This is a genomic window from Flavobacterium sediminis (genome assembly GCF_003148385.1).
In the GTDB taxonomy this organism is placed as follows: domain Bacteria; phylum Bacteroidota; class Bacteroidia; order Flavobacteriales; family Flavobacteriaceae; genus Flavobacterium; species Flavobacterium sediminis.
In genome coordinates this window covers 3,165,451-3,178,746 of the sequence record NZ_CP029463.1, presented here as the reverse complement: position 1 = coordinate 3,178,746, position 13,296 = coordinate 3,165,451, and the positions used below count along the sequence as shown (strand labels likewise).

16 protein-coding genes are annotated in these 13,296 nt (G+C 32.9%); 11 read left to right on the top strand and 5 right to left on the bottom strand.

Annotated elements, in window-relative coordinates; translation table 11 throughout:
• Window positions 1-42 precede the first annotated feature (42 nt).
• From DI487_RS14745 to DI487_RS14725, 5 genes are all read right to left on the bottom strand, one after another.
• Window positions 43-1,797, bottom strand: a complete 1,755-nt coding sequence (locus tag DI487_RS14745; RefSeq protein ID WP_109570323.1) for a sodium:solute symporter family protein — start codon at window positions 1,795-1,797, stop codon at window positions 43-45.
• Between the two features lie 34 nt (window positions 1,798-1,831).
• Window positions 1,832-2,089, bottom strand: a complete 258-nt coding sequence (locus DI487_RS14740) for a DUF4212 domain-containing protein (RefSeq protein WP_109570322.1) — start codon at window positions 2,087-2,089, stop codon at window positions 1,832-1,834.
• A gap of 30 nt (window positions 2,090-2,119) precedes the next feature.
• A complete protein-coding gene (locus tag DI487_RS14735; RefSeq protein WP_109570321.1) occupies window positions 2,120-3,361 on the bottom strand; it encodes a hypothetical protein in 1,242 nt (413 codons plus the stop codon).
• Between the two features lie 99 nt (window positions 3,362-3,460).
• A complete protein-coding gene (locus tag DI487_RS14730; RefSeq protein WP_109570320.1) occupies window positions 3,461-3,880 on the bottom strand; it encodes an IS1/IS1595 family N-terminal zinc-binding domain-containing protein in 420 nt (139 codons plus the stop codon).
• A gap of 284 nt (window positions 3,881-4,164) precedes the next feature.
• Window positions 4,165-4,638, bottom strand: a complete 474-nt coding sequence (locus tag DI487_RS14725; RefSeq protein ID WP_109570319.1) for a nucleoside deaminase — start codon at window positions 4,636-4,638, stop codon at window positions 4,165-4,167.
• Window positions 4,639-4,816: 178 nt separating this feature from the next.
• On the opposite strand from DI487_RS14725, the gene DI487_RS14720 reads away from it, so the two are divergent.
• From DI487_RS14720 to DI487_RS14670, 11 genes are all read left to right on the top strand, one after another.
• A complete protein-coding gene (locus tag DI487_RS14720; protein WP_109570318.1) occupies window positions 4,817-5,947 on the top strand; it encodes a hypothetical protein in 1,131 nt (376 codons plus the stop codon).
• A gap of 61 nt (window positions 5,948-6,008) precedes the next feature.
• Window positions 6,009-6,455 (top strand): hypothetical protein, encoded by a 447-nt coding sequence (locus DI487_RS14715; RefSeq protein ID WP_109570317.1) that lies wholly within the window; start codon window positions 6,009-6,011, stop codon window positions 6,453-6,455.
• Between the two features lie 121 nt (window positions 6,456-6,576).
• Complete coding sequence (locus DI487_RS14710; RefSeq protein WP_146193488.1) at window positions 6,577-7,131, top strand: hypothetical protein; 555 nt, start codon at window positions 6,577-6,579, stop codon at window positions 7,129-7,131.
• A gap of 157 nt (window positions 7,132-7,288) precedes the next feature.
• A complete protein-coding gene (locus tag DI487_RS14705; RefSeq protein ID WP_109570315.1) occupies window positions 7,289-7,609 on the top strand; it encodes a hypothetical protein in 321 nt (106 codons plus the stop codon).
• Between the two features lie 173 nt (window positions 7,610-7,782).
• On the top strand, window positions 7,783-8,244 hold the full coding sequence (locus tag DI487_RS14700) for a hypothetical protein (RefSeq protein WP_109570314.1): 462 nt from the start codon (window positions 7,783-7,785) through the stop codon (window positions 8,242-8,244).
• A 148-nt stretch (window positions 8,245-8,392) separates the two neighbouring features.
• Window positions 8,393-8,959, top strand: coding sequence for a Crp/Fnr family transcriptional regulator (locus tag DI487_RS14695; protein WP_109570313.1), 567 nt, complete (start codon window positions 8,393-8,395; stop codon window positions 8,957-8,959).
• 62 nt (window positions 8,960-9,021) lie between these two features.
• Complete coding sequence (locus DI487_RS14690) at window positions 9,022-9,603, top strand: NAD(P)H-dependent oxidoreductase (RefSeq protein WP_109570312.1); 582 nt, start codon at window positions 9,022-9,024, stop codon at window positions 9,601-9,603.
• A gap of 87 nt (window positions 9,604-9,690) precedes the next feature.
• Complete coding sequence (locus DI487_RS14685) at window positions 9,691-10,677, top strand: BtrH N-terminal domain-containing protein (RefSeq protein WP_109570311.1); 987 nt, start codon at window positions 9,691-9,693, stop codon at window positions 10,675-10,677.
• A gap of 133 nt (window positions 10,678-10,810) precedes the next feature.
• Window positions 10,811-11,500, top strand: coding sequence for an SIMPL domain-containing protein (locus DI487_RS14680; protein WP_109570310.1), 690 nt, complete (start codon window positions 10,811-10,813; stop codon window positions 11,498-11,500).
• 110 nt (window positions 11,501-11,610) lie between these two features.
• Window positions 11,611-12,207: a LemA family protein gene (locus DI487_RS14675; protein ID WP_218925776.1), complete on the top strand. Its 597-nt coding sequence runs from the start codon at window positions 11,611-11,613 to the stop codon at window positions 12,205-12,207.
• A gap of 21 nt (window positions 12,208-12,228) precedes the next feature.
• On the top strand, window positions 12,229-13,287 hold the full coding sequence (locus DI487_RS14670) for a DUF3137 domain-containing protein (protein WP_109570309.1): 1,059 nt from the start codon (window positions 12,229-12,231) through the stop codon (window positions 13,285-13,287).
• Window positions 13,288-13,296 lie beyond the last annotated feature (9 nt).

Genomic DNA, 13,296 nt, shown 5'->3' with positions numbered 1-13,296 from the left:
AATCACAGAGATTATTACTTTATATTCAAAATATTTACAAAATTAATGAGAAGAAGCTTCTCCTGCTCCTGAAGGAATACGAATATGTTCTACAATATCCTGAACCTCTGCAGGCGGCTCAGCAGTAAATTTATTTACCACTAAAGCTACAATAAAGTTCACGATCATAGCTACAGTACCAAAACCTTCCGGTGAAATACCAAACCACCAAGAATCTTTTAATCCTGCTACAGCTTCTTTACCTCCGTCAAACATTCCGAATTTGAATTTCAACATATAGAACAGCATTAATAACATACCAATTACCATACCTGAAATAGCTCCTTCTTTGTTCATTTTTTTATGGAAAATACCTAAAATAATTGCCGGGAAAAATGACGCTGCTGCTAATCCGAAAGCTAAAGCCACTACTGCTGCAACGAATCCCGGAGGATTGATACCGAAATATCCGGCGATTACTACTGCTACAGTAGCTGAACCACGTGCTGCCCATAATTCACCTTTTTCAGAAATATCAGGATTGATCATTTTTTTGATCAAATCGTGAGAAACAGACGATGAGATCACTAATAATAGACCTGCTGCTGTTGATAAAGCGGCTGCTAAAGCACCTGCTGCTACTAATGCAATTACCCAGTTCGGTAATTTAGCAATTTCAGGATTAGCCAATACCATAATATCATTATCGATTTTTAATTCACTTCCTTTTAAACCTTTGGCCTCTGCTGCTGCAAGAAAAGCTTCGTCTTTAGATTTATCATTGTAGTACTGAATTTTACCGTCACCGTTCTTGTCTTCATATTTTAACAAACCTGTTTTTTCCCAGTTGCTAAACCATTGCGGCATATCTGCATAATTTTTATCATTAACCGTTTCAATCAAATTGGTTTTAGCAAATACGGAAACAGCCGGTGCCGTTGTATATAAAATAGCGATCAAAAGTAACGCCCATCCTGCTGATTTACGTGCATCTTTCACTCTTTTAACGGTAAAGAAACGAACTATAACGTGTGGTAAACCTGCTGTACCAACCATTAAAGCTAATGTAATAGCAAATACATCGATCATTGATTTTGATCCGTCTGTATACTCTGCAAATCCTAATTCGGTTGATAATCCGTTTAATTTATCTAATAAATACGTATCAGTACCTGCTACTGTTGCCCCCATTCCTAATTGCGGAATCGGATTACCTGTCATTTGGATAGAAATAAAGATCGCAGGTACCATAAAAGCAAAGATTAATACACAGTATTGTGCCACCTGAGTATATGTAATTCCCTTCATTCCTCCTAATACGGCATAGAACAATACAATTACCATACCTATGATTACACCGGTATTAATATCTACTTCCAAAAATCTTGAGAATACCACTCCTACTCCACGCATTTGTCCGGCTACATACGTAAACGAAACAATTAAAGCACAGATAACGGCTACTGAACGAGCTGTTTTTGAATAATAACGCTCCCCGATGAAATCAGGCACTGTAAATTTCCCGAATTTTCGAAGATAAGGTGCTAATAGCAACGCTAATAACACATAACCTCCGGTCCATCCCATCAAATAAACAGCTCCGTCATATCCGGCAAATGAAATGATCCCTGCCATTGAGATAAATGATGCAGCACTCATCCAGTCTGCTGCCGTAGCCATACCGTTTGCTAAAGGAGAAACGCCACCACCGGCAACATAAAATTCTTTTGTAGATCCTGCTCTACTCCAAATTGCAATTCCGATGTAGATAGCAAATGTGATACCTACAATTATATATGTCCAAATTTGTACATCCATGATTTTTTAATTTAAGTGTTGATTGATTGTTTGTTTATTCGTCGTAACCGTATTTTTTATCCAATTTGTTCATTAATCGAACGTAAACAAAAATCAGGATAACAAACACATAAATTGAACCTTGCTGGGCGAACCAGAATCCTAAAGGAAAACCGCCCAATTTAACATTGTTTAAAGCATCTTTGAATAAGATCCCTGCTCCGTAGGAAACAGCAAACCAAATGCTCAATAAGATCAGAAGGTATCTTAGATTTTCCTTCCAGTAAGCTGTTGCTTTTTCTTGATTACTCATAGTTTTGATTGTTTTTTATTTATTTGTTTTTTATAGGTAGATCATTGCTTGTAGGGTAACTGTCCCTACAGCATCTGCTGTTGCATATTTAAGATTCTGGTATTCTAATGTTAACTTAGAATGGTGTCCTTTTAAGAATAAATTAGCACCGATACCGAATTGTGTTGCATTATCATCCAAAGCATCTATCTGACGGTTAGCAAAAGAAACATAGGGTTGTAATTTTGTTTCTTTCTCAGTCGGAATCACATATCCCACATGTCCGTACAAAATAGATCCTGTTTCATAAGTTGTTCCGAAACGAAAATCTTTTCCATAGTCTGAATTCTGATACATTGCATAAGCTGTTATAGAACTTCCTTTTCCTCCGATCGGTGCATCATAAAAAGCATCTACCGCAAAAATAGATACATTTTCTCCGCTTAGATCTCCGTTCACGTCTGCCACTACAGAACCATTAGGATGTGAGAAGAAACCTGCTCCGATGTTGAACACTTTTTTATCTCCTAAATACGTACCCACTTTATAAGGTAAGAATTGGCTTTCCTGGTCTAAAAAGTTATAATCAAAATATCCTGAGAATGTTTTTCCTGCTTTTTTACCGCCTAATAAGTCTCTTCCGTTATACGTTGCAGCACCACCGTTTACAGGAACATTAGAAACTGCCAAATTGTTAGTTAGAGCGTCGTTAATAGATACTCTATACTGAAGTTTTCCGAAAGCACCTTTTGCAAATACACCTACCGGACGCGCAAACTGATCGGCTAAACCTAAAGTTGCCCAACCCTGACGGAAATTATCTAAAGTTAAGATGTTAAGTGTACTACTGTTGTTCATACGGGAAATACCGTTCCAATAATGCAAACCACCACCGATAGCATGCTTATTTGTTGTTCCTAAATTGTATTGCACATAAGCATCGTGGATAAACATCTGTGAGCCATCGCCTGTTCCGGTAGGACTCATACTGCCCGCATTAAGATTGTTTACACCGAAGTGGGTTACAATTAAAAATTTAGGACTTATTTGAGAATACAATAAAACCCTAGCTCTACGAACGGTAAAGTCTATTTCTGACTGTTCGTTACCATTAGCGTCTAAAGGCTTATCTCCATTATATTGCGCCCAAACTTGCGCCCAAGAAATAATTCTGAAATACTTAGAGCCATCTTCGTTAATGTTTACTTTCAGTCCCCCTGCATAATCAGGAGCGCCTTGTGCAAATGTTAAAGCCGAGTAAAGTAAACCGGCAACAAGAATAATTTTTTTCATAATTTCTGATTTGGTTTTTATTTAATTTTTGCTTGACCAAATTCAAAAATTATGTTAACGAAAAAAAAAATGATGTATATTTTTGTAAAAAGCTTATAGTTAATCCTTAAAACGCTCCCATTTTATCAGCATAAACTTATCTCCCAACTCTGTAATGATCATCCCTGCACCGGAAAGCTGATCCTTGTTTTTTAAGTATTCTACCAACTCATTATGTTTAAAAATCTTATAACTGGGATGGTAGTTCGGATGAGGTGGTTTCTTTATTTTAAATTCCTTAACCCAATTACTGATCGATACGTGAGAAACCCCTATGATACGCTCTATCTCTCTATAGCTTAAGCCCTCTAAATAAAGCTGTAGCGCTTTTGTCACGTAATAATCGTCTATTTTTTTACCCAGCTTATTTACTGTAAAATAATAGTTACAGGCTTTGCACAAATAACGCTGTCTGTCTTTGATAATTCCGCTTTTTACGATCTTATCGCTTTGGCATTTCGGGCAGGCAATTATTTTCATATATATTATTTTTGCATAAATATATTAATTTAGCAGAATATACAAAAATATATATCATAAAAATTTAAACTATTTTTTTTACTAAATAAATTTTGTTGGTTATTTTTTTGATAAAAATTTAAAAAATACCTAAAAACACAAATTTAAGCTTCTGTAAAACAATCCTTTTATGTATAGTTATTGTATAAAATGCAACGGCTGAGCAAAATAGTAAATATTTTATAATATAAACAAAAAAGAACACTAAAAAGTGTTCTTTACCTATTTATTATGGAATAAAAATTTTAATACTCTAATTTATCTGCTTTGTTTTTCCATTCGTTGAAGACTTTAAGTGCTTCTTCTCTACCCAACTGTTCAAAAGGTATCTTTCTGTTTTCCATTCCTATATTGATCTCTTCATAAATAAAATCATCGTCAAAGCCTATTGCTGCCGCATCTTCACGGGTATTGGCATAAAAAACTTTATCCGGACGCGCCCAGTAGATCGCACCCAGACACATCGGGCAGGGTTCGCATGACGTGTATAAGATACAATCGTCTAATTGAAAAGAGTTCAGAGTTTTACAAGCCTCGCGAATGGCCACCACTTCGGCATGTGCCGTAGGGTCGTTAGTGGAAGTCACTCTATTATTTCCTTTTCCTACAATTTTTCCGTCTTTTACAACAATAGCTCCGAATGGTCCGCCTTCGTTATTATTCATCCCGTTGCGGGAAAGCTCAACTGCTTCGGTAATAAACTTACTATGGTTACACATATTTTAATCCTTTAAAAAAATTCAAACCGTCAAATATAGTGATTTATAAAACCTATTCGGCTTATTAGTTTATGGTTTTCCGTAAAAAAAGTAAGATGGTTCATTTTATTTTTGACGCTATACTTACATCACATATTAATACATTTTACTATTTGTCAGATATTTAAAATATAACATTATGATAAAAAAACTACTCATTGTTTTTGTAGTTACAGTAACACAAAACATTTTTGCAAATGAAAGCCCAATTCTAGTGACTGAAAACACGATCTCACTGGATCTTGATGAATCAGAAGAATTATATTTCAGTTTTGCTGAAAATGACATTATAGAATTTGATTTCGAAATGGTAAAAGGAAAGAATTTAAAAGAAGTTGAAATTTATGAATTACCAAACAATAAAATTTTTTCTGAATTCAAGGCTGAAAAATTTGCAAAAAAACAAATAACTATACGAAATAAAGGTTTATATAAGTTTAAATTTTATAGTTCATCAATTACTAGAAGAATTTTTAAAATTAAAATTTACCGAATTCCAGTTGATGAGAGCACAGAAAATTTTAATACTAACTGGAAATGGGAAACTTTTAGAGATACAACTTATATTCCATATACAATAGATAGCATAACTGGGTACAAAAAAATAAAGTATCAAGAGATAAAACGTGAATTAGTAAAAACTGAAAACATTGAAGATATTTTATTTAATAAAATCCAAAGAGTGCATTCTTTCTTTAATTCAAATAGTAGCTATACATATTTAAAAGTTGACTTACCTAAATCTATTAATTCGGAGTTAAAGGAAGAAAAACTAATTGCTTGGGCATATTGGATTGGTGTTGGAAAGGAAGCTCAAAAAGCATATCAAGAAAATACAAAATCTGTAGGTAATTTAGCTAATGGAATCGCTAATCTTTATGGCTCTCCTTTAGCTGGTTTAGCAGTTGGAACCATAACTGAATTAATGATACCTAAAACAGGCGAGGATGTATCTTATACATTTATATCCGACTACGAAGATGTTAAAAATTTCATTAATGGCCTACCTTATTCACAATTCGATATGGGAAAAGGAATTGCAGCCTATGGTAAAAATTCGAATAAGACTGAGGGAACTTTCTATATTGGATTACATAATGATAATCAAATGCAGGGAATAGATGTTGATGTTAAAGTCGTAGCAGTAAAAGAAGTAAAAACTTATGAAATCAGAGTTTACAATAAAGAAAGAGAAGAACCTATTAAAGTAATTTTAAACAAAAAAAGAATGGAAATCAGAGAAACTAAAATTAGAGTTCCGGTTGAATAAATACATTACAACTAAGAAATAATAATTCAACTTAAAATCTTGTACATAATAAATTCATAAAATGGATAAAGAACATATAATTCTCACGTCTAATGATGATTCGATAACTCTGACAAATTTTAGAGTCATACAAAAAAGCAGCGATTTAAATAAAGAAATTCTTTTAAAAGATATTGTTTCAAATGAAATTGTAAAAAAGAAGAGTCATTATTATTTAGTATTGACGTGTATTTTTACAAGCTTATCAATTTTTACTTTATACAGTATCTTAGAAAGTAAAAAATTGCAAAATATGCCTCTATTTTATTTTGTTTTTATACTATTTTTAATTTCAATATATCTTTATCTAAGCAGAATAGATAAATATCTTAAAATCTCCGGAAAATATAATTTTATAGAATTCTCTATAAAGAATCTGAATGAAAGTAATTTAAATAAGTTTAGGAATACTTTGCTTATTGAAAGCGAAAACAGAAAAAAGAATAATTTTTCTGATCGTAAACTATAACATTCTTAAATCAATCCTGAATTCTCTAAAAATAATCTATATTTGTTATGACTCAGTTTGGGTTAAAGTCACTACTTGTAGCCACGAAATGTTGAATATAACATTCAAAAAGCAAAAATCTATGAAAAATTTTGAATTATTTGTTGAAGAGGTTGTGAACAAATGGCGTTTGGAAAAGAAAACCATACTTGAAAGTGCTGGTTTAGGAAAACCAAGCAACAGAGAAAATGGAGATTTAGCAGAAGATTATATATTGCAAAAAATAATAAACTTAAAACCAAATTATCAAGCAGTAAAATCTAAAGGTAGTCAAACGCCTTCAGATATTTATAGCGTTGCAAGAAGAAATGGATATTGGCATATTATGCTAATTCAAGTGAAAAGCTCAACAAATAAAAATATGATTTACAACTTGACTGAAAATGATAAAAAAACGTTTGATGAATTAGCAAAATTCATAAAAACTCAAATAGGAATTTCAGATTATATGACTAATTATAGAAAAAGTGCTGTAATAATTTCTAATGGTTATGTTGGAGTATATAAAAATGAAAATGGACGAACAATAAAACACACTATTGTCGAAACTAAAGCATTCAAAATATTCAAAAAAAATACAACCAAATTAGATATTAGTAATGTAAAAAAGAATGTAGCAATAGCACATAAGCTTTAAACAACATAATATAAATTGATCATAAGTAATTGCTTACTCTCACCTACCTCTGAATTCCGCTTTACCGGTTCGCTTCACTTATAACTACAAATTCTCTAAAAATAATCTATATTTGTTATGATTCAGTTTCTTTGTAGCTGAGAATCGTTGTAAACATTTGATAATAGAAACAATAAATACTTGGAACGGAGAAAAATTTGAGCTTGTTATTAGTTCAGATGGATTTTGTTTTTGCCCGGTTTGTGGAGAGAAGTCAAACAACAAAGAATGGAGACCATACGATAAAACCGGACTTCCTTCTTACGACATTTGCTCTTGTGGTTTTGAATATGGGTTTGACGACAGCGGAGTACCACCGTATGAAAATAGTTGGAATAATTACCGTCAAAAATGGTTGAACAATGAAATTGACCAATATTTTGGAAAAAGAAAAACCAAAGAAGAAAAAATTGATCAATTGAAAAATATCGGATTATAAAATGGATTAAGTTTGGTTAGCAGGTATTGTGCAACTCACCTACTTCTGAATTCTGCTTTACCAATTCACTTCACTTATAACTGCAAATTCTATAAAAATAATCTATATTTGTTATGATTCAGTTTGGGTTAAGCCACTACTTTATAGCCACAAACCGTTGTAATTAATATTGAATGAAAATAGAAACTAAACAAATATTATTAGAATTTGATGAAGTTGGAAGCTTTGAAACTCCAACCGATTTTGATTATAATGATTTAATTTTTCAAATTGAAAACCTTAAACTCGAATTAGAAGCCATATTTAACTCTGAATTTAAAATTGATGACCAAATTCAAGATGCAAGCTTTATTTGCGATTTAATCATTCCTAATAAATTACTAATTGAATTAGTTGCCAATTATCAACATTCAATAAGATTTAGCAACTTTGGCAAATTAGTTACAATTAATGGAATTGAAAACATCAACTCAGACAACTTAGAAACATTGCGAAAATTATTAAAGAATCATAAGTTCCTTTTTATTGAGCCAAATGAAATAGACGCTGATTATGACGGAAAATTTGACAGCTTTAAAACTATTTATGGAGAAAGAGCTTCAACGTGGTTTGAAAGATATTTTGACTATTTATAAACACTACTTACAACATCGGTTACAAGTAATGAGCTTGGTCTGGTCAATCTTCCGAATTTTGTTTCTCTGTTTCACTTGTATCTACAAAAAAATAAAAGTGCTTATTCATAAAATTTACCTCATTCCGTCAACACTATAACACAAACTAATGCTAAAAGAATATTTAAACTCCTTTGGTCTATTATCCGATAAAGAAATTGATCTTTTTACAGAACTGGGCATACAAAAACAACTCAACAAAGGAGACTATTTTATTCAGGAAGGAGAAACCTGTAAAAGTGTTGCATTTGTAATAAGCGGACTGCTTCGTTCGTTTTACTTTTCAAACAAAGAAGAAGATATTACCTATTGCATAACCTTTCCGAATCATTTTATGACAGCTTATTCTTCTTTTATAACACAACAGCCTACAAATGAAAATATTGAAGCGATCACTACTGTTGATTTACTGTTGTTTCCCCAAGAAAAGATTCAGGAATTAGAACAAAATCATCCCAATTGGACAAAATTTTTAAAGGTCATAGCCGAACAACAATATATTGAACTTGAAAAACGTATCTTTCAGCTACAAAAGAACGATGCTTTGTATCGTTATACAGAGCTCATCCAAAAACAACCGGAATATATTCAGGAAGTTCCCTTAAAATACCTGGCTTCCTATTTGGGAATTACTCAACGACATTTAAGCCGACTGCGAAAAGAAATTTCTTTTTAGACAAATGTCCTGTTCGCAGGAAAACAACCTTACTACATTTGCTTTATAAAACTGTAAACAAAATGAGTAAAAAAATAGTAATTATCAACGGACATCCCAATAAAGACTCTTTCAATTTTGCCATTGCTCAGGCTTATAAAAAAGGAGCGGAAAGCTCAGGCGCTGAAATTCGGGAAATCATTATAGCGGATCTTCAATTTAACCCTAATCTCCAATTCGGCTACCAAAAAAGAACCGAACTGGAACCTGATCTGATGGATGCCTGGCAAAAAATTCTATGGGCAGACCACTTAGTCTGGATCCACCCGGTTTGGTGGGGCGGACTTCCGGCAATAACCAAAGGTTTTATAGACCGCCTCTTTTTACCCGGATTTGCTTTTCAATATCGGGAAAATTCCCTTTGGTGGGATAAATTATTATCCGGAAAAACCGGTCATATCATAACAACATTAGACCAACCTTCATGGTATTACAGCATTGCATTCGGAAAACCTAGTGTAAATCAGTTGAAAAGATCTACACTCAAATTTTGCGGCGTAAGCCCGGTTAAAGTAACTTATTTCGGTCCCATAAAAACTACAACTGTTCCGAAAAGAGAAAAATGGCTAAAAGAAGTAGAAGCATTAGGTCAAAAACTAAAGTGATCTTAAAATTTTTACCTGATTTTTAAAATACCGGAATTCTCCTGACATAGGGTTGTCACTTCTATGATCTACTTTTGAAATAAAAACATGATTCTGGAACATTTTAAACCCTTTAACGGACAACATTGTGAAACTACTGCCACAGGAAGCCTGCTCTACCAACTTGGAATCGAACTTTCCGAACCTATGCTATTCGGTTTAGGAGAAGGACTCGGATATATTTTCTGGAATATGAAGATCATGGATTTTCCGTTTATAGGCGGCCGTATTAAACCCGATGCTTTAACCGAAAATATATGTCGTAACCTGAACCTAAAACTGGAAGTCCATGAAACGACTTCTGTCAATAAAGCTTGGCTGAATGTTAAACAAAACCTCGATAATGGAAAAGCAGTGGGACTAAAATTAGATTGTTATCATTTGGACTATTTCGCCAATAAGATTCACTTTGCAGGACACTACGCCTCTATCTACGGTTATGACAATGAATTTGCATACCTGAACGATACTAACCAACAAGAAAGAGTTGCCAAAACATCTCTTAAAAGTCTGGAACTGGCAAGAAATGAAAAAGGACCTATGTCATCAAGAAACCGTTCGTATACAATACACCAAAAGGGAAAACTGCCTGACCGGAAAGATGCAATTAAACAAGCTATTCATCGTAATGCTACAGATTTTTTAAATCCACCTATACAAAATATCGGTTATAAAGGGATATATAAGACAAGTTCAGAAATTCAAAAATGGTTCAAGACAAGTAAAAATATAAAAAAAGACTTTCAAACTTCAGCCTCATTAATGGAAAATGGAGGAACCGGAGGATCACTATTCAGAAACTTATACCGTGATTTCCTTAAGGAAAGCGAAGAAATTCTCGAATCAAATGAGATCAGAAAAGTTGTTCATGAATATGATACTATAGCTACGCTATGGAAAACAGTAGCCGACTTATTTTACAGGATAGGAGAAACAGAAAATTTCAAATATATTAATGAAGCTTCGGATATCCTCATTGAGCTATCTGAAAAAGAAAAAACAAGTATGGAAAAATTAAAAAGGATCAGTGTCTAATAACACACATATAAATACTTCAAGTCCATTATAATCCTCTTTTTGTTGGTGGTTCACACAGCTTTTAGCTCGTATTTTTAGTACATTTGAAAAAAGTACTCTTATTATTCACACTACACAATTAAAATAACACATGAAAAATTTATTCTTTATCCTTTTATTCATTCCGTTAGTGAGTTTAGCTCAGGTAAACGATTTTACGAAAACACCCCAACTTCAAACTAAGGCTACATATACTACAGAAGTGATCCCGGATAAAATTACCTTATCCATTACGCTTTCGGAACAAAATACTAAAGGCAAAGTTTCTGTAGAAGAACTGGAAAAAAGAATGGAAAAAGTACTGTTAGAAAACAATGTGGATATACAAAAACAACTTACACTTAAAGACATCTCAAGTAACTTCAAAGATTACTTCCTCAAAAAAACAGACATTCAAAAAACTAAAAATTACCAACTCGAAATTTTTGATGCTGTCAGTGCCGGTACAATTCTTAAAGAACTGGAAAGTCAGGAAATTTCAAATGTTGAATTACTGAAAACCGAATATTCAAAAATAGAAGAATTAAAAATTGAACTTAAAGGGAAAGCCATATTAAAAGCTAAAAAACAGGCGGAAGAAATGGTCAAAAATCTCAATCAGGAATTAGGTCCTGCCATCTACATCTCGGATCTGGAAACTAATATTTTCGGTAGAGCTTCGGGGTTAAATGTTAGAGGATTAAATTCGATAAGCAATCAAATAAATGGAGATGATTTAGATATCAGCTTTGATAAAATAAGAATTGAAGCAACGGTTACCGTTTATTTTGCACTGAAATAAGCCTGGTTATTCTTAAGGATTTTCAAGTATAAAAACATCTGCTTTCTGACAGAAATTTTAATATATTTGAAAAAATTAACCAAAAGCACGAACTTGTGCCATACTAAGACATGAATAAAACTACAGCTTACCTCATTCTATTGATTATAGTTATTATTACACTTCCTGTATTTTTCATCACCCTTATCGTATTCATTGTGATCTATAACGGATTGGTGAAAAAGAGAAATCAGGTAGAATATGCCTTCAGTGGTGTAGATGTTGCCCTTCAGAAAAGAGGCGAACTGATCCCTAATTTGGTTGAAAGTGTTAAAAAATACATGTCGCACGAACAAGATACATTAAAAGAGATCGTCGAATTGCGAAGCAAAATTACCCAGATAGATCCCAATTCTAATGAAAGATTCAATCTGGAAAACGAACTGGGCGGATTGGTAAAAGGCTTGATGGTTAATGTTGAAAGTTATCCCGAACTAAAGTCGAATGAAAATATGTTGCACTTACAGAGAACTCTTAACGAAGTAGAAGAACAGATCAGCGCTTCAAGAAGAGCCTATAACTTTGCTGTAAACAACTTAAATAATGCGATACAAAGCTTTCCTTCCAATATTTTAGCAAGTATTAATGATTTCAAATTACATCCGTATTTTCAGGCAGACGAAGCCACCAAGAAAGCACCGGATCTAAAGAATTTATTCAACGCATAACTAAAATAAAAAGAAGCTCCCATGAATGATGATTTACGATCATTTCTGAACGAACAGGCTGTATTTCTTGAAAAAAAGAGAATCAAAGCCGTTCGATTAAACTATCTTTTCAGGATTATAAAACCTCTTCGAACCTTATTAAAAGGTGTGTTTTTTATTTTACTGATCATAAACTTCATTGTTCCTGTTTTAATTCCGGCAGTCATTGCAACCGGTATTGTTCTTTTTCTGCTTTCTATCATCAACGACCCGAAAAAAGTTTTTGAAAGCCAGTTGAAAAACCAGGTATTACCAACTATTTTCAAACATATCAATGACACGTTTCAATATGCACCGCACGGATATAATGGCGAAACACTAAAGCAAAGCCAATTCTTATCAAAAGGGTTCTTTGCAAACACCTTTGAAATCGAAGGAGAAGACTATGTTAAAGGAAAGATCGGCACTATTGATGTTGAATTTTTCGAAATAAAGTTCTTCAAAAAACAGATCAACTATGCAAAGACCATTGGCGGATGCCTGCTATCAATTATTTTGATCCCGATACTTATAATCAAAAATATCTTTACAGGCGATAATGATAATGCGGACGATGCCATAATCGGCATTGTGGAAGAAATTAACATTTTCTTTTCAGGCTTTTTCATGTATGCTGATTTCCACAAAGAATTCAACGGAAAAGTTTTTATGCTTCCGAAAAAAAATGATCGGTTAAAAGACAAATTATATGAAATGTTAGACCCTAAAACACTTTCAAAAATAAATGTCGAAAACCCTTTTATTAACGATAAATACAACATTTATACGTCTGATGTTCAAACAGGATATTACGTTCTTTCACAAAATCTGATCGACCGGATCCATACCCTTTCTGAATCCGAAAAAGCTTTACCGATCGTTTCTTTTATCAATGGAAAAATGTATTTTATCATTCCTTGGGATAAAAACTTTTTTAAAGCAAGTATTGCTACTAAAATCAAAGACGGTGATTACTTTATCCCATATATCCATGAAATAAATTCTTTCGAAAAGATTGTCAAAGACTTAAATTTAGATACCCGGATCTGGACTAAAGACTAATAAAAGAAG